Raw genomic sequence first — 17060 nt, forward strand, 5'->3', positions numbered from 1 at the left:
CATCACGAGGGAGGATTGCACGCTCATCATCGAGCGGTAGCCGGAATCCACCGCCTCCACCGCCCGCGCCACGAGCCCGTAGGCCACGTAGGAGGCGCCGGCGCAGCCGTATTCCTCCGGCAGGGTGACGCCGAGCAGGCCAAGCTCGCCCATCTTCCGGAACAGGTTCGGATCGGTCTTTTCCTCGGCGTAGGCCTCGACGATCCCGGGCAGGAGCTGCTCCTGCGCGAAGCTCTGGGCAACGTCGCGGATCGCCCGTTCGTCCTCGCTGAGCTGGTCTTCCAGCAGGAAGGGATCGTCCCAAACGAAACGGTTCGACCGCGCTTGGACGGCAGCCGGCTCGTAGGTCTCGGCGGCCTTCTGCAGGTGAGCGGGCATGGTGGCTACTCTCTAATCTCGGGTCGGCGGTACGTGTAGGCGAGCGCGACGTGCGAGTCTGGACGGGTTTCGCCGCGCTGCAGCGCATGGCCCGCCGATCAGTCACGCCATGTCGTCCAGAAGCTTGTCGCGCACCAAAATCCCCTTCGCATAAAGCTCGGCGATGTCCCGGTCGGTCATGCCGGCGACCTCGCGGAGCACGCTCTCGTTGTGCTCGCCGAGCAGGTCGGCCCTTAAGTCGGCGTTCGTTGGCCATGCCGAGAACCGGGCGGGCGGCCCCGGGACGTCGAAGGTGCCGAGGTGCCGATCGTCGACGGATCGGACGCTGCCGCGTTCGCGCATGTGCGGATGGTTCATCGCCTCGTGGACGCTCAAGACTGGGGCGCACGGGACGCGGTGGCTTTCGAGCGCGGCGACGGCGGCCTCGCGAGACGGGAATCGGCTCAACCAACCTTCGAGGATGTGACGCATGTCCTCCTTGTGGTCGCGGCGGGCCTGAGGAGTGGCGAAGCGCGGATCCTCCTCCAGTTCCGGCATTTCCATCGCCGCCAACAGTTGCCGCCACTGGTGCGGCAGGACCATGATCGCGACGAAGGCGTCGTCCGCGTACCGAAAGACCCCGGTTGGCCCCCCGTCCGGGTGCAGCGACCCGCTGCGGGCCGGCGCGCCCCCGGGCCCACGGAGCGAGACCCGCGGCAGGTTGATCTCCTGCATGTGCAGGTAGGCGTCGATCAACGCGGCCTCAATGTACTGACCATCCCCGGTGCGCTCGCGGTGGAGGAGCGCGAAGCCCACCGCCATAGCGGCGGCCACGCCGGTGTAGCTGTCGCCGATCGCCATGGCGAACTGGATCGGCGGGCGGTCCGGCTCGCCAAACAATCCCGTCGCACCGGCATACGCCGCCGCCATGTAATCGAACCCTGGAACTTGACTTAGCGGCCCGTCCTGACCGGCCATCGAGATCGAGCACATGACGAGCCCGGGGTTCAACTGCTTGAGGTGTTTGTACGACAGTCCGTAACGCGCCATGACGCCGGGGGCAAAGTTCTCGACGACGACATCGACGTTCGGCACCATGCGGCGCACGACGTCCTGGGCGCGCGGGTCGCGCAAGTCGAGCGCGAGGCTTTTCTTCGAGTGGTTGTGCTGCACGTAGTGGGTCGACAGGGTCGAGCCCTTATGCCGGGGATCGCGCGGCTTCAAGCCGCTTGAACGGCCGCGGTCGCCCCCGGGGGCGAGCTCGACCTTGATGACCTCGGCCCCGGCCTCCGCGAGCAGGCGGGTGCAGGTCGGTCCGGCCACGATCTGGCAGATGTCCAGGACGCGGTAGCCCGTCAGCATCGGGCGCTTGTCAGGCGTCATCGGAGGCTCCCACGGATCGGTTCTGCGGGTCGTCGGCCGGAGGGCGCTTCCCTCCCTGGCCGAACAGGGTGTTCCACGCCTCGCCCTCCGGCTTGCGCTTGTTCCGCTCCAGGCGCTCCGACAGGACGGCGAGTCCGCGCTCTACGGCCGGGCGCGCCTTAATCGCGTCGTACCAGCGCCGGATGTTGGGATAATCGACTAAGTCCTGTCCCTGCCACCGATAGGGCCTAATCCAGGGGAAGACGGCGATGTCGGCGATGGAGTAATCGCCGGCGAGATACTCTGTTTCGCCCAGCCTCTCCTCCAGAACGCCGTAAAGGCGCGTGGCTTCCCGGGTGTAGCGGTCGACTGCATACGGGATCGGCTCGGGAGCGTAGCGGCGGAAATGATGAGCCTGCCCCAGCATCGGCCCGATGCCACCCATCTGGAACATCAGCCATTGCAGCACGTCGTAGCGCCGCCGCGGATCTGCAGGCAGTAGCGGGCCGCCGGCTTTGTCGGCGAGGTAGATCAGAATCGCGCCAGACTCGAATAGCGCGAGCGGGGCTCCCCCAGGTCCGTCGGTATCAACGATCGCCGGGATCTTGCCATTGGGGCTGATCCGCAAGAAATCGGGGGTGAATTGCTCGCCCTTGCCGATATGGACGGGCACCGCGCGGTACGGGAGACCCAGCTCCTCCAGGAGGATCGTGACCTTGTAGCCGTTCGGCGTCATCCAGAAATAGACGTCAATCACGGCCGCCGCTCCAATCCCTTGTCCTTCAGACGCATCTCAAGGAGGCCGATGCGGTCGTATCCCCAGAACTTCTCGCCATCGAGAACCATGATCGGCACGCCGAAGATCTCGTCCGCGGTCGACTCCTCCTGGATCCGCTCGTACTCGGCCGCGCCCTCCCCGGCGAGGAAATCGCGGAACGCGGCCTCGTCGAGGCCGAGCCGCATCAGGACGCCCGCGATCGCGTCGGCCTCGTCAGCGGCGAGTTCGCGCTTGAAGAACGCCTCGTAGACCATGCGGCCGTATTCAACGAGCTTGCCGTGGCGCTCGGCGAACAAGCTGCCGATCAGTGCGGGCGTGGTGTCGAAGATCTTGAGCGGCCCACGCAGCATGAGGCCGCCGCGCAGATTCGCCCAACGGCGGGCGTCCATGTACGAATACTTGACCTTGTACTCGGAGTAGACGCTCCTCTGCCCCTTACCCTTGAGCCTCAGCTGGAAAGGCTTCCAGGCGATCTTGACCCAGTACTTCGATTCCAGCTCCATGACGGGATCGAAGGCGAGATACGCGTACGGGCTCTTGAAGTCGGTGTAGAGCTTGACCTCGTGCAGCCGCTCGGCTTCCTCGGACATGGTGTCCTCCTGGATGTCGCCGCCGGGCATCGCGCGACGCCGGCGGGATATTGCTTCTTGTCGTCGGGATCATGCGGCGACCGGTCGGCGTAAGTGGCGGTGCCTCGGCGCACGGGGGGATCCTAGAGATGCCCCGAGCCATTGCAATTTGCTTTCAATTAAGCGGATTGATGCGAATTTTGCATACTCAGCCGAGCACCGCGTTGGGCAGCCACAAGGTCATCGCCGGTATGTACGTGATCAGCATCAGCACGATCACGAGCAGGACGAGGAAGGGCAGGATCCCGCGGATCACCTCGCCGATCGGGGCCGAAGAGATCGTCGAGAGGACGAATAGGTTGAGTCCGACGGGCGGGTGGATCAGCCCGATCTCCATGTTGTGCGTGAAGATGATGGAGAAGTGGACTGGATCGACGCCGAGCGGCTTCAAAGCGGGGGCTAGGATCGGCAGCACCAGGAGGAGCGTCGCCGTCACCTCAAGGAAGCACCCGAGGACGAGGAGCAGCACGTTGATGACGAGCAGGAATTGCCAGGTCGTCAGTTGATGGTCGAGCGTCCAGCGCACGAGCTGCCCTGGGATTCCGGACTGCGTCATCCAGTGTCCGAAGGCGAGCGCGGTGACGATGATGAGCATGATGCTGGCCGCGCTCCGGATCGCGTCGGCGATGACGCCGAGCGTCTGCGCTAACCTGAAGCCACGATAGACGACGAGACTGACCAGCATCGAGACGACCGCGGCGATGGCGGCGGCTTCCGTCACGGTGACGAGGCCGCCGTAGATGCCGACCAGCACGACGACCGGCACCCCGAGCGCCGGCAGCGCGCGTACGGTCACGCGCAGGCGCTCGCCCCAGGGCAGCGCCGGCTCCGCCGGAAAGTTGCGGCGGCGCGCGTCGTACCAGACCCAGGCGAAGAACACGGCAGCCTGCAGTAGGCCGGGCACGATCCCGGCCAGGAACAGCCGCGGCACCGACTGCTCTGCCACGATCCCGTACAGGATCAGTGGCAGGCTCGGCGGTATCACGATGCCGATCGTGCCCGAGGCGCCGATAACGCCCAGCGCGAACGATCGGGGGTAGCCCCGCTCGATCATCGCCGGGAGCAGGATGGTCCCCATGGCGAAGGCGGTGGCGACCGACGAACCGCAGATCGCCGCGAACAGGGTGCAGGCCACCACTGTGACAAGCCCGAGCGAACCGCGGACCCCGCCGAGCCAGGCGGCGGCTAGGTCGACCAAGGCCTTGGCGACGCCGCCTTGCCGCATGAAGGCGGCGGCCATGACGAACAGGGGCAACGCCATCAGCGTCGTCGAGTTGACCCGGTCCACGATGACCTGAGCGACTCCGACCAAGGGTTCGCCGGACAGCCAGAACAGGAACGCGCTGCACAGCCCGAGGACGAGGAAGATCGGCGTCCCGGCCGCAAGCAGCCCGAAGAACAGGATGAAGAAAGCGATCGCGATCACGGGTGTCCTACCGATCGTGGTCTAGGGGCGCGTCGATCGGCATCTCGTGGGCTGCCACGTGTCCGACGTTCATTCGATCGGGATCGTAGCGCCACGCGAAGCGGACGAGGCGGATGACGTAGGCGACGGCCATGGACGCGGCGCCGGCCGGCAGGGCCAGGTAGTAGATCCACATCGGGAACTCGATGCCGCTGGAGCTACGCTCGTCGAGCAGCCAGCCGGTGTCGAAAACCTGCCATCCATACCAGGCGAGCCCGACGCAGAAGACGATGCCGACGACACAGTTGAACAATTCGAGCGCCCGCCGCTGCCGAAGCCCCAGCAGGTGGAGAAGCACGTCGGAGCGTACGTGCCCATCCGTTCGCACGAGTTCGCCCGCGGCGAGCATCACGGCCCAGACCACGAGGTAGACGATCGCCTCCTCGGCCCAGCTGATCGCGTGAGCCGGCGCCGCGTATCGGCCGGCGACCTGCAGGAGGGCGATAGCTAGAGCCGCGGCGCCGAGGAGCCCGATGACGACGCGCTCGATCCGGGCCAGCGCGCTGCGCCGAGGCGTGAGCTCAGGTGGCATTGCCGACCGCCGCCTTGATCGCGGCCAGGAGTTCCGGCGAGACCTTCACGCCGGCGGTGGCCCCGTCCGGCTCGGCGAGCATCCTCTTGCGCGTAGCCGCGATCTCGTCGGCGTCGGGCGCCGCGAAGGAAACCCGGTGCGTCAGCATGGTCTCGCGTGCGCGGTCCTGCGCCGCCGCCATGTCGGCGCGCCACCGGCCGATCCCGTCAGTCCAGAGGGCCGTCATCTTGGCCTGGAGGTCCGGCGTTAGCCTGTTCCAGAACGCGAGGCTGACGAGCGGGATGTACACACCGACGAATTGGTGGTCCTCCAGCGCGTAGGCAATGCCCGATTCCCAGAACTGACCGCTGGCGATCGTCTCGTTGGTGGTGGCGATCCCGTCGAACGTTCCTTGGGACAAGGCCAGCGGCACGTCGGGGAGCGCCGTCGTATTGGGGATGGCGCCGAAGAACCGGGCACGCCATGCTTGCCCGGCGCCGCCGGCGTTGCGGATCTTCAGGCCTTGCAGGTCCGCGAGCGACCGCAGGGGCTTCCGGGTCGTGTACCAGTTGAAGAACCCAAGATCGAGCCAGGGACCCAGGACCTGGACGCGAAGCTTCTGCGAGATCTCGGCGGCCAGCAGCCGACCGGGTGACCCGTCGATGACGCGGTGCACCTCCTCTCGAGTGCGGCCGTAGAGCGTGGGAATTTGGAAGAAGTCCGCGTTCGGAATGAGGCCCGTGAGCGTCCAACTTCCAGGCACCGCCATTTCGACTTGGCCTTGGAGAAGCGCCTTCGAGACGGCGAGGTCGGGATAGAGCTGTCCGCTCTCGAAGAGCTCGACGCGGACCTCGCCCGCCGCCGCCGCCTCGAACTGCTTCAGGAACGCCCGAACGCCTGCGTTCCGGGAGTGGGATGGCACGGTGTCAAGGGAGCAGCGCAAGCGCAACGGCTCGGCGACCCTGGCCCGGACGACGGCGGGGATCGCCAGCGGCAGCCCTAGGCCTACCGCCACCAACCCGCGGCGCGTGATCGACGCGTTCATGTCGTGGTCCTCTCTTGCGCGCGTTCGACCGCGCGGTCCGTTGGGGCCGGATCCGGCCCGCGATCCCTACCGGCCCCCGGTGCGTGACGGTCAGATCACGCCGCGCCGCCTCAGGTCGTCGAGTTCGTCCGCCCGCAAGCCGAGGCCATGGCCTAGGATCTCGGCGTTGTGTTCGGCGATGGCCGGCGCGCCGCCGTAGCCAACTGCCGCGGCGCTGAACTTGATCGGAAACCCAGGCGCTAGGACATCGTCGCCCACGTCGCATTCGGGGTGCCGCAAGGGCATGAGCATCTCGCGATGCCGCAGGTGCGGCCACGCCGCTAGGCTGTCGATTGATCGGACGGCGCTGCATGGGATGTCGCGCTCATTTAGGCGCCCCAGCAACGCGGCGCTGGTCAGGCCGGTCGTGAAGGCCGAGACCAGACTGTCGACCACCGCGTTGTTCGCGAGGCGCCACGCGATGCTCATGAACTGCGGCGAGGTCAGCAGGTCCTCGCGACGCATTACCTCCAGCAAGGCGACCCAGTCCCTCGGCGTGGCGGCGCCTAGGGCCACCGTCCCGTCGAGGGTCGGATAGGTGTTGAACGGGGAGAATCGCGCGATGCGGTTCCCCTGCCGAAGATCGAGCCCGAGGCGGTGGTAGACGTCGAAAGGCTCGTCCATCATCAGAGAGACGAGACAGTCGACCATCGAAACGTCGATCGACTGGCCGCAGCCGGTGCGTTCCCGCTGCAACAGCGCGCCGAGGATGCCCGACAGCGCGAAGGTCCCGGCGATACCGTCGGAGAGGGAGGAACCGGTCTTCGACGGGGGCGAGTCGGGCGAGCCCGTGATGCTCATAATCCCGCAGGCCGCCTGGACCATTAGGTCGAAGGCTTTGTAGGGCGCGTCCGGGCCGGTGGCGCCATAGCCCGTGATGCGGCAGTGCACGAGGCGAGGGTTGCGCTCACGAAGCGCGTCCCAGGCGATGCCGAGCCGCTCCGTGACGCCCACCCTGAAGTTTTCGACGAGGACGTCCGCCCCCTCGACGAGCCGCATCAGGAGTTCGCGGCCCTCGGGTGCCTTCAGGTTCAGGGTGATCGCCTTCTTCCCTCGCGATCGCTTGAGGTAGGCGATCCCGATGTCTCCCGGCGTTTGCCGTTCGAGCGAGACGCCGAGTGGGCCGAGCAGCGGGGGGGCGGCGGCCGTAGGATCCCCGGCGGGTTCGTCGATGCGGATCACCTCCGCGCCAAGCCCGGCCAGGAAGAGCGTGGCCTGCGGCCCGGACAGGAAGCGCGTCAGGTCGAGGACGCGCACGCCTTCTAGAATGGCGACATGACCGGCGTCGTCCAACGCTCGTCCTCCCTGAAGGCAACCGGTTGGCCCGATTTGCCATCGAAAAGACTTCCGCTGGGCGATGGGTTATGTCAATAAACTAGGAATGACATTGATTGATGAAGGATTCGCATAGGGAGAACGACTTGGAAGAGTTGCCGGACCTGACGGTGAAGCAGCTTCGGGCGGTGGTGACGCTGAGCAAGAGCGGCAAGTTCACGGCCGCGGCAGCGGAACTCGGCATCTCGCAGCCGGGCTTGAGCCGACTCATCCAGCAGGCTGAGGAGTTGTTGGGGGTTGCGCTGTTCATCCGGGGAACGCGCGCGGTCGCCCAGACCGAGGCCGGGCGCGCGTTCATCCCAGCGGCCGAGAAGACCCTGGACGAGCTGCTCCAGCAGGTCCGGAACGTCCGTACGCTCGACGGCGAGCTCCGCGGCCAGATCGTGATCGCCTCCCTGATGTCGATCTCGCACCATGTGTTGCCGACGGCTCTAGCCGAGTTCCGCACGCGTTACCCGAAGATGCATATCCGTATTCGGGAAGGCTTGCAGAGTGGCGTGTTGGAGGACGTGCGCAGTGGGGTCGCGGATTTCGGCGTCGGGAGCCCGCCCACAACGCAGCACGGCATCGACGTACGGTCAGCGGTAGACGAGAGCTGCTACGCGATCCTGCCGCGCTCGCATTCCCTCGCGAGGTCCTCGGCCGTGACACTGCGCGACTTGGTAAGCGACACGTTCGTATCCATGCCGACCGACTCGGGCCTGCGCCGCCTAGTCGACGCCGCCGCCGCCCAGCAAGGCGTCACGCTGGACCACTGCATCGTCATCAACCAGTACCAATCGCTGTTCGACTTCGTCACGAACGGCCTGGGCGTTTCCGTGGTGCCGGCCTCCGCCTTGTCGCCGTCCAGAGAACCGGCCTTGGGCGTCTGCCGCCTGCGGCCGCAAATCCGGCGGCGGGTCGGCATCCTCCATCGCGCGGAACGGCCGCTATCCGCGAGCTCGGAAGAGTTCCTGAGGATTTTCCAGCCGATGTTCGTCGAGGCGACCGAGCGTCGGTTCGGCGGGCGCCCCTAGGGCGTGTCATCGCTTGAGCCAGTCGAGGGCTGCGGCGAGGGACAGGACGCCTACGAAGCTGGCGGCGGTTTTCTCATAGCGGGTGGCGATGGCACGCCATTCCTTGAGCCTCGCCCAAAGGCGCTCGACCTGATTGCGGTTGTTGTAGATCCAGTCCGGGCAGGCGACGGGGGTCTCGTGGCGCTGAGGCGGGATCGCGGGGCGCGCACCCATGTCCCAGATGTGCTCGCGGAAGGCATGACTGGTGTAGCCGCGGTCTGCGACTACCCACTTGGGCACGCCTGGCAGTTGGTCGAGCAAGGGAACCGCATGGGGCAGCTCGTGCGCCTGTCCCGGTGCCAGCCGGAAGGCGATGGCGCGGCCCCGCCCGTCAGCGATCACGTAAGCCTTGGTGCCATAGCCGCCACGTGAGCGGCCAACAGCTTCACGGGTGTCTCGCTCGGCCCCAGATCCTCCCTTTTGGCGGCACCGGCCGCCTTCTGGTGCGCGCGTATGGTCGTGCCGTCGAGGAACACCATCCCGAGCTGAACCCCACGCTCCTGCACCAGGCTGAGGAGCCGTTCCCAGACGCCAGCACGGGACCAGCGGATGAAGATCTGTGCGGCCCGCCACCAAGGACCCAGATCCTCCGGAATGGCCCGCCACTTCGCCCCGTTCTGATGCCGCCAGAGAATGGCCGAGAGCGTGCGTTGCAGGTCCTGCGGTGGCGTCTTGGCCTTCGGACGGCACGCCTCGACCAGTGGCTCCAGCTCAGACCATTGCGCGTCGCTCAGCATCATCCCTCCCGCCTTGGAGAGAGGAAAACGCAAGCCTCACCAGTCGGTTCAGGCGACAACACGCCCTAGTTCCCAGGCCGCGGGCACGCCGCCCGGCCGAAACCTGCGTCCGAGGGCATCAATGCGCGGCATCGTCCTCAAGAGCACGCCGATTGTTAAGCGATTCCTTCGGTAGGCCGAGCAGCAGGTGTGCTCCCCTCAAGACGCAACTTCGAACGGCGTCGCATTGATGCAAGCTCTAGGAAGGTCTGGCGAACCTCAGCAAGACTGACACGGGCCACTCGGGGACCGTCTGCTTTCCCCTGAAGCCTTCTCCAAAGCGGATCGGCCGATTTCGGCCAGACTACGTCGCGCCCGATCGCGATAGCACGCAGGACCAGACATTCGGCTTCGCGCCCATCCCGGCCATACAACACTCAATCACACCGTTTCGTAAGCGGACACCAGAGAGGACGGTTGGCGTAAGGGGCGTCTTCTAAGGCGCCGCTGAACCTCGGCTCAGGTCGTACCCGCGCGACAAACACTATCGTGCAGAAGTTGCCCCCGATCAGGACGCGAGGACTACCGCGACGCAGCGTCGACGGCGGGGACGCGTCGAACCATCGGGGTCGCTCCAGTTCCCAACCCACCCGTGGGCTCCGGCCGCGTACCCCGCCCCGGGTCGTCATGGTCCCGACCCCCGTTGTCCGGCCGGGGAACGAAGAAGGAGGTGACCGTGCCGTTTATGAAAAGTTTCGCGGCGACCGCCCTCGTCGTCGGGCTGGCGACGCCCGCCTCAGCCTGAGCTTGGGGCGTACCGGGCTGCATCAATCTCCCCACTTACGAGTAGGCTCTCGGCGCCCTCCAAGGTATGATGGAACCCTGCGATATGGGCGTCGAGGAGGCAAATCGGATCGTGGCCGCCCACGGCAACGTGCGAGGGGAGTCTTTGGGGCTCTCGTCGGAAGTCCACCTCGGTCGGTGACCGGAATGAATCGCGGTTCACGTTCACTGGAGGGCCGCGCTCCTCGGATCCTCGACTGCCGGGGCCGCCACTACGCCGCTCGTCGTCACGCGGTCGCCGTACGCTGATCGGCGTAAGGGGGGATGGTGTGGCCGGACCAAAACGGTGGTTGCCCGATCCCGTGGAGCCGGTCCGTCTGCACGGCGCGCAGGACTTGTAAGCGTACCCTCGGTTCGTCCGCGGGAGAGGCCAGAGAAATGACATACACGATCGTGGCGCTAGGCGGTGACGGGATCGGCCCGGAGGTCCTCGACGAGGCGGTCAAAGTGTTGCGCGCTGTCGAGGAGGCAACGCCGGGCTTGTCCCTCGACCTGCGAGCATACCCGGCCAGCGCGGCACTCCACAGCCGGACCGGCGAGGCCCTGCCGGCGGAGACGTTCGAAGCCGCGCGCTCCGCGCATGCGATCCTGCTCGGCGCGATGGGCCTGCCGGACGTGCGCATGCCCGACGGCACAGAGGTGCAGGGGCGGGGGATCATCCGCCTGCGCAAGGGGCTCGACCTTTACGCCGGCGTGCGCCCGATCAAGCGCTACCCGGGCGTACTGGTGTTCATCGACCGCGGCCCGGTTGACCTCGTCATCGTGCGCGAGAACTCGGAGGGCCTGTTCGCGTCCTTCGACGGGGGCGCCGAGATCACCGACCACGTCGTAGGTGACACCCTGCTGATGAGCCGCCGCGGGACCGAGCGCATCACGCGCGCTGCTTTCACGTTGGCTAGGGGCCGGTCGGGTCGGCCGCTCGACGGCCGCGCGCGCGTGACCTGCGTCGACAAGGCGAACATCTTCCGTTCGCTCGCCTTCTTCCGTCGCGTCTTCACCGAGGTAGCCGGGACCGAATTCCCCGGAGTCGAACACGACTACGCGCTGATCGATGCGCTCTCGCTGGCCGTCTTGCAAGACCCGGGGCGCTACGACGTGCTGGTAACGGAGAACATGTTTGGCGATATCTTGTCGGACTTGGCCACCGCGTTGTGCGGCGGGCTCGGCATGGCGCCGTCCGGCGATGTCGGCGATGCCCACGCGATGTTCCAGCCCTCGCACGGTTCGGCTCCGACGCTGGCCGGGCTCGGGGTTGCAAACCCTGTCGCGACCATCCTGTCGGCGCGGATGATGCTGGACTGGCTCGGCACGCGTCACGCCGACCCGGCAGCGCTGGAGGGGGTTGCGCTGATCGACCGGGCGGTGGGCGAGGCACTCGACAGGGGCGTGCTGACCGCCGACCTCGGCGGGACCGCCACGACGGCGCAGATGGGCGACGCGGTCGCCGAGGCAGTAGCCCGCATTGCCGGCGGCGGGGCGGTGATCCGAGGCATGGGATGACAGGCGCGGACCGATCCGCAGCGGGCGCGAGCCTCGTGGCCGTCCCCGCCAGCAGCTACCCGGGGGGCGAACCGGACGGGAGCCGCCATTGGCGGCGCAACCTCGCGGTGTGTGCCTTCGGCAGCTTCACCACCATCGTGGCGATGACCCTGCTGCTGCCGTTCCTGCCGCTCTACGTCGAGCAGCTCGGCGTCGCGGACCCCGCCGCCGTCTCGGAATGGTCGGGGGCGGCCTACGGCGCCACCTTCCTGGCCGCCGGCCTCGTCGCCCCGCTCTGGGGTCGGTTGGCCGATCGCTACGGCCGCAAGTTGATGCTTGTGCGCGCCAGCCTCGGCATGGCCGTGGCCATGTCCCTCATCGGAATGGCACAGGACGTATGGCAGCTCGTGGGCCTGCGCCTGCTGGCGGGCTTGCTAGGCGGATACGCGTCCGGCTCAACCCTACTGGTGGCCACCCAGACCCCCAAGGCTCGCTCCGGCTGGGCTTTGGGCCTGCTGTCGTCGGGCATCATGGCTGGCAACCTCGTCGGGCCGCTGCTGGGTGGCGCGTTGCCGCCTGTGATTGGCATCCGCGCCACATTCCTGGCCGCGGGTGCGGTGATCTTTGCGGCCTTCCTCGCGACCCTTCTGCTGATCCGCGAGGATCCGCGGCCGGCGGGCATGGGACACGCGCGGTCCGGCGGCTGGGCGGACATCCCTGACAAGCGGCCGGTGCTGGCCATGCTGGCCACCGGCACGATGCTCCTGTTCGCCACCATGTCGGTCGAGCCGATCATCACGGTCTACGTCGGTCGGTTCGTGAGCGCCGGCGAGGTCACCGTCGTCTCGGGACTGGCGATGTCGGCGACCGCGCTGGGCAGCATCCTCTCGGCCACGCGCTTGGGTCGGCTGGCTGACCGCGTAGGCCATTGGCGCGTGATCATAGGCTGCCTAGCTGCCGCGGCGCTATTGATGGTGCCGCAGGCCTTCGCGAGCGCGGGGTGGCAAATCGTGGCCTTGCGCTTCCTGCTCGGCCTAGCACTCGGCGGCCTCCTGCCCTGCGTGGCGAGCGTGATCCGCCACAGCGTGCCCGAGCGCATCGCAGGGCGGGTGCTGGGCTACTCCGTGTCGGCGCAGTTCGCGGGTCAGGTGCTTGGCCCGCTGGCCGGCGGATTCGCGGGGGCGCACTTCGGCATGCGGGCGGTGTTCCTCGGCACCGGGCTGCTCCTGGCCTTGGGCGCGGCCGCCAACGTCCTCGCCCGCTCGGCGCAGGGTCCGCGGCTCGACGGCTGCTGAAGGGTTAGCTACCGTGAACCGTCGCGCGGAGGGGTCATCATCCCTCAGCGCATCAAGCCCTGCTCCCCCATCCATCGCTGGACTCGCTCGGCGATGGCGTCGCTGTTTGCATCCATCATCAGCATGTGACTATTGCCGCGGATCCCTTGGGCCGGGAGGTCGAGCGTGTCGGCCACGCCGCCGGTTTCCCGGATCCGGCCCTGCCACGCCGTCACCTTGTTTCGCGCGTTGGTCCAGAACGGTATACCCTGCTGATGGTCACCCCAGACGACCAAGTGTGGGACACCTCTAATCCGCGACGCATCCGCGCCCGCCTCTGGGGTCGACGATGGCTCCACGGCGATGAGGGCCTTGATCTTGTCCGGGGCGTTCAGGGCGGCGTTGAAACCAAAATATCCGCCTTGACTGTGGACGATGACGACGCACGGGCAGACCTTCTGGACCAGCGCGTCGTAGGCCGCCATCACCGGCTTGTCCGTCGTCGTCCAGCGCGGCACGGATTCCTTGGTGAACTGGTCGTAGGCCGCGACGGGGAATTGCGTGTCAGGGAACGGCCGGCGCTTGGCGGGATCTGGATCCCATCCGTCGGCGGGGCCGATGCGGAAAAGGCCCCACCCCTCGCGCATGGTGCGGAAGATCGGTTCGCTGGTGAAGATCTGAGGAAACCGCGCCCACCCGCTCCGTCCGCGCTCAACCGCGTCCGAGATGTAGACGTCGTGGCCTGCCCGAAGGAAAAACATCTGCCAACCCGACCGGCCGTCGGGCGTCGACTCCCAGGTCGCCCCCGTCAGACCGCCACCGTGCCAGAGGAGAAGAGGATACTTGGCCTTCGGTTCGGCCAAGCGGATGTACTGGGCGTACATCTGCTCGACCTCGAACTGTCCATTCGGATCGATCGTCAGGGGCGGCGCCCCCGGGACCAGGGTGATATCCGTGCGCGGCAGGCCCTCCACGGTAGCGACGCGGCCACCTACGTAGAAACTGCCCACATCGCGGATCGCCACGCTGTCCCCGGCTTCAGGCGAACCCTCCGCGCGGGCGGTTCGGGCGATCGCACATCCGACGGCGGCGGCGCACAGCATCAAGATCAGCTTCCGACCCATGACGATCCTCCTGCGTGCCCCGCGACGCCTTCCTCCCGGGCGCATCAGGGTATCGGCACGCTGTAGCTCGAAAGGCGTTCGTCACGATAGCGCGTGGATCTTACCGTCGATCACGCTCGGAGCGCCGCTTCGATCGACGTGGGACCACTTCCAGCGTCCCCGCGTTGTGGCCTTCTTCAGCCCGCAGCCACGCGATCAGCTCGGAGGCGAACCCGGTGAGTTCGCCGCTCGCGCGCGTGCAGAGGCGCAGTTCCCTGCGCGCCCACCCGTTGGACAGATCGACGGCGCGGAACCGCAGGGTCGCCTTCAGACGCCGCGCCGCCGCACCAGGGACGATGCCGATGCCGATGCCGGTCGCGACCAGCCGGCAGATGGCGTCGAAGCTCCCGACCTGTACGCGCTGGCGGACCGACTTGGCGGCGCGGCGCGCGTGCTGATCGAGGAAGTGCGGCAGGGCGAAGGTCGGCCCGAGCCCGACGAACTCGAAACTGTCCAGCAGCTCTATGAAATCGACGGGGCGCGACGAAGGTAGATCGGAGGCGGTGGGAACCGCCGCGACGAGGTGGTCGACGCGGTAGGGGTAGGTCTTCAGCTCACTCGTCTCAACCAGCCCCGCGATCACGCCGACGTCGGCGGTACCTGCCGCAACGGCCTCCGCAATTTCTTGGCTCGATCGTTCCTCGATCGACACGCTGACGTCAGCTCGGGTTCGCAGGAAGGCGCCGACGTCGTCCGGCAGAAACTCGGAGAGGGCGTGCGTGTTGGATAGCAGGCGGACTAAGCCCCTCTGGCCGTACGCGAAGCTGGCCAAGTCCTCGTTCATACGCTGGACGGTCCCCAGGACGTGGAGCGCGTGCGCGTGCAGCGTCCGACCCGCATCCGTCGGACGCACGCCCAGGCGATGGCGTTCGAGCAGCTTGACCCGAAACCGTTCCTCGATCCGGCGGATGCGGCCGCTGGCTGTCGGCAGGGACATGTTGGCCCGCCGCGCGCCCAGCGTGATGCTGCCGGCTTCGACCACGCCGAGGAAGAGCCGTAGGTCTGCGTAGTCGAGGGTCATCGCGATGCCGGAGCCTTCGAGAATCTCGAAGGCTTCCTACGGACATTGCAGATTGCAGTCCATATCGACCCCGGCCACGATCGCGAACCGCACGCAGGCGCCCCAAGAGCGCCGAGGGCGGCACCCCCGGCTGTACCCGGGGGCAGGACGGGAGGAGATCGATGAAGATAACCCGCCTTGAGGTGTCGGTCCTGCGTGCGCCGCCCACCGAGCGACCGCACTGGACGAGCCACTTCATCGTGCCTACCGCCAACGAGATCCTGGTGCGGCTGTGGACCGACGAAGGCATCGACGGGTTCGGGCTGGCCACCAGCTACACGCCCATCGACTTCGCCGTCCGAGCCTTCCAGGCGGGGCTAGGCGACCTCATTCTTGGCGAAGACCCGCTCGCGCCGGAGAGGCTGTACGCTAAGCTGTTCGGCCTCACCTCGAAGCGCGTCGCCAACGAGAAGGGTTGGTCGCGCGAGGCGCTGATCCGGATCTCGGCTGCCGTCGACATCGCGTGCTGGGACATCCTCGGCAAAGCGGCGGGCCTGCCCCTCTACCGCCTGTTCGGCGGCTACCGCGGTCAGGTGCCGGCCTACGTGACCTGCGCCTACTACCGCGACGGCAAGGACCTCGCGGAGCTGCGCGACGAGATGGAGATGTTGAAGGCTCAGGGGCATACCGGCTTCAAGGCGAAGTTCGGCGGCCTGCCGCTGGCCCAGGACGTGGAGAGACTCGCCCTGATGCGCGAGGTCGTCGGCCCGGATCGGCATCTGATGGTCGATGTGAACCGGGCCTGGGACCTCGACACCGCCATTGAGGGCGCCCGCCTGATCGAGCCGCTGGACCCCCTCTGGCTAGAGGAGCCGCTGACCTGGGAGGACGACCGGCGCGGGATGAAACTGTTGTCGGCCAAGACCCGCATCCCGCTCTCGGGCGGCGAGAGCGAGACGACGAGCTACGGCTGCCGCGCGATGCTGGAGGAGCAGGCGATCCAGATCCTGCAGTTCGACTGCACGATGATGGGCGGCTTCACGGAGGGCCGGAAGCTCGCCGCCCTGTGCGAGCTCAACCACGTGAAGGTCGCTCCCCACCACGACTGCTTCATCCACGCCCACGTCGTGGCCGGCAGCCCCGCGGGCTACATCGTGGAATCGTTCACCGACCCCGAGCGCGACCCCCTTCAGGCCGAGCTGTTCGAGGCCCCACCCGAGCTGCGAGACGGGACGCTGACGCTCAGTGAGCGGCCCGGCCTCGGGCTTACGCTGTCCGAGCGGGCGCTGGCCAAGTTCGGCTCGCGGATCGTGTGATGCGCGCGTCGCCGGAGGCGTTCCGCATCCACCCTACACCGCCAACCCCGAACGCGGCTGTCGTAGAAGGTCTCCGCGGTCTGGCTACGGGCCACATCTCCGATGCCGCGGGGGTTGTCTGTGCCGTACCGGGCGTGATTCGGCCCATGCACCGGTCTGGTGCGCTCTGCGGGCCCGCCCTCACGGTCCAGACGACCGCCGGCGACAACCTGATGGTGCAGAAGGCGGTCGACCTCGCACGGCCCGGCGATGTCATCGTGGTGGCGGCCGGCGGGAAGCTGGAGCGGGCGCTCGTCGGGGAGATCGTCAGCCGGCACGCGGCGGCCCGGGGCGTGGCCGGCTTCGTCGTGGACGGCGCGATCCGCGACCTGGACTTCATCGAGACCGCCGATCTCCCGATCTACGCCCGCGGCGTGAGCGCCCGCGGCCCGAGCAGGCTGGGTCCGGGCACGATCAACGCGCCGGTGACGCTCGGCGAAGTGATCGTCCACCCCGGTGACATTATCGTCGGTGACCGCGACGGCATTGTGTGCGTGCCCAGCGCCATGGCCGTCGCGGTCGCTGAGGCCGCGCGGGCGTTGGCCGAACGGGAACAGGGATTCCTGAAGGCGATCGACCGCGGATCGCTCGATCGCGCGTGGGTCGACGAGACGATGCGACGCAACGGCTGCGTCATGGATTGAATGCGTCGGC

16 protein-coding genes are annotated in these 17060 nt (G+C 67.4%); 5 read left to right on the plus strand and 11 right to left on the minus strand.

What is annotated here, in order from left to right; genetic code table 11:
• The 8 genes from MKK75_RS27115 to MKK75_RS27150 form a co-directional block, all read right to left on the minus strand.
• The coding region (locus MKK75_RS27115) for an acyl-CoA dehydrogenase family protein (RefSeq protein WP_244045589.1) at nt 1-378 on the minus strand (378 nt) is incomplete at its 3' end.
• A gap of 102 nt (nt 379-480) precedes the next feature.
• On the minus strand, nt 481-1740 hold the full coding sequence (locus MKK75_RS27120; RefSeq protein WP_244045590.1) for a CaiB/BaiF CoA transferase family protein: 1260 nt from the start codon (nt 1738-1740) through the stop codon (nt 481-483).
• Nucleotides 1730-2455 carry a glutathione S-transferase family protein gene (locus tag MKK75_RS27125; RefSeq protein ID WP_244045614.1) on the minus strand — a complete coding sequence of 242 codons (726 nt, stop codon included), beginning with the start codon at nt 2453-2455 and terminating at the stop codon, nt 1730-1732. The genes MKK75_RS27120 and MKK75_RS27125 overlap by 11 nt, the downstream gene beginning before the upstream one ends.
• Before the next feature lie 17 nt (nt 2456-2472).
• Entirely contained in the window at nt 2473-3087 is a 615-nt protein-coding gene (locus tag MKK75_RS27130; protein ID WP_244045591.1) for a 2-hydroxychromene-2-carboxylate isomerase, read from the minus strand.
• A 187-nt stretch (nt 3088-3274) separates the two neighbouring features.
• The gene (locus MKK75_RS27135) at nt 3275-4552 is read right to left on the minus strand and encodes a TRAP transporter large permease (protein ID WP_244045592.1); all 1278 of its coding nucleotides are present in this window, start codon (nt 4550-4552) and stop codon (nt 3275-3277) included.
• 7 nt (nt 4553-4559) lie between these two features.
• Nucleotides 4560-5123, minus strand: coding sequence for a TRAP transporter small permease (locus MKK75_RS27140; protein ID WP_244045593.1), 564 nt, complete (start codon nt 5121-5123; stop codon nt 4560-4562).
• The gene (dctP, locus tag MKK75_RS27145; RefSeq protein ID WP_244045594.1) at nt 5113-6147 is read right to left on the minus strand and encodes a TRAP transporter substrate-binding protein DctP; all 1035 of its coding nucleotides are present in this window, start codon (nt 6145-6147) and stop codon (nt 5113-5115) included. Before dctP ends, MKK75_RS27140 begins: the two co-directional genes overlap by 11 nt.
• 90 nt (nt 6148-6237) lie before the next feature.
• Complete coding sequence (locus MKK75_RS27150) at nt 6238-7479, minus strand: CaiB/BaiF CoA transferase family protein (RefSeq protein ID WP_244045595.1); 1242 nt, start codon at nt 7477-7479, stop codon at nt 6238-6240.
• Nucleotides 7480-7607: 128 nt separating this feature from the next.
• Between MKK75_RS27150 and MKK75_RS27155 the strand changes: the two genes are divergently transcribed.
• Nucleotides 7608-8537 (plus strand): LysR family transcriptional regulator, encoded by a 930-nt coding sequence (locus tag MKK75_RS27155; protein WP_244045596.1) that lies wholly within the window; start codon nt 7608-7610, stop codon nt 8535-8537.
• A gap of 6 nt (nt 8538-8543) precedes the next feature.
• Here MKK75_RS27155 and MKK75_RS27160 read toward each other — a convergent pair.
• Nucleotides 8544-9313, minus strand: a protein-coding gene (locus MKK75_RS27160) for an IS5 family transposase (protein ID WP_244045615.1) whose coding sequence is annotated in 2 segments (ribosomal slippage) — nt 8544-8998 and nt 8998-9313 — 771 coding nt in all. Because the reading frame shifts where the segments join, the coding sequence is not laid out codon by codon here.
• Nucleotides 9314-10513: 1200 nt separating this feature from the next.
• On the opposite strand from MKK75_RS27160, the gene MKK75_RS27165 reads away from it, so the two are divergent.
• Complete coding sequence (locus MKK75_RS27165; RefSeq protein WP_244045616.1) at nt 10514-11635, plus strand: isocitrate/isopropylmalate dehydrogenase family protein; 1122 nt, start codon at nt 10514-10516, stop codon at nt 11633-11635.
• On the plus strand, nt 11632-12909 hold the full coding sequence (locus tag MKK75_RS27170) for an MFS transporter (protein ID WP_244045597.1): 1278 nt from the start codon (nt 11632-11634) through the stop codon (nt 12907-12909). Before MKK75_RS27165 ends, MKK75_RS27170 begins: the two co-directional genes overlap by 4 nt.
• A gap of 44 nt (nt 12910-12953) precedes the next feature.
• Here MKK75_RS27170 and MKK75_RS27175 read toward each other — a convergent pair whose 3' ends face one another.
• On the minus strand, nt 12954-14012 hold the full coding sequence (locus tag MKK75_RS27175) for an esterase (protein ID WP_244045598.1): 1059 nt from the start codon (nt 14010-14012) through the stop codon (nt 12954-12956).
• Nucleotides 14013-14112: 100 nt separating this feature from the next.
• Complete coding sequence (locus MKK75_RS27180; protein WP_244045599.1) at nt 14113-15072, minus strand: LysR family transcriptional regulator; 960 nt, start codon at nt 15070-15072, stop codon at nt 14113-14115.
• 161 nt (nt 15073-15233) lie between these two features.
• Here MKK75_RS27180 and MKK75_RS27185 point away from each other — a divergent pair, with 161 nt between their 5' ends.
• Together MKK75_RS27185 and MKK75_RS27190 are read left to right on the plus strand one after the other, a co-directional pair.
• Nucleotides 15234-16367, plus strand: coding sequence for a mandelate racemase/muconate lactonizing enzyme family protein (locus MKK75_RS27185; RefSeq protein ID WP_244045600.1), 1134 nt, complete (start codon nt 15234-15236; stop codon nt 16365-16367).
• Nucleotides 16367-17050, plus strand: coding sequence for an RraA family protein (locus MKK75_RS27190; RefSeq protein ID WP_244045601.1), 684 nt, complete (start codon nt 16367-16369; stop codon nt 17048-17050). The genes MKK75_RS27185 and MKK75_RS27190 overlap by 1 nt, the downstream gene beginning before the upstream one ends.
• Nucleotides 17051-17060: the final 10 nt, after the last annotated feature.

It is taken from the genome of Methylobacterium sp. J-030, assembly GCF_022829545.1.
Classification (GTDB): Bacteria; Pseudomonadota; Alphaproteobacteria; order Rhizobiales; family Beijerinckiaceae; genus Methylobacterium.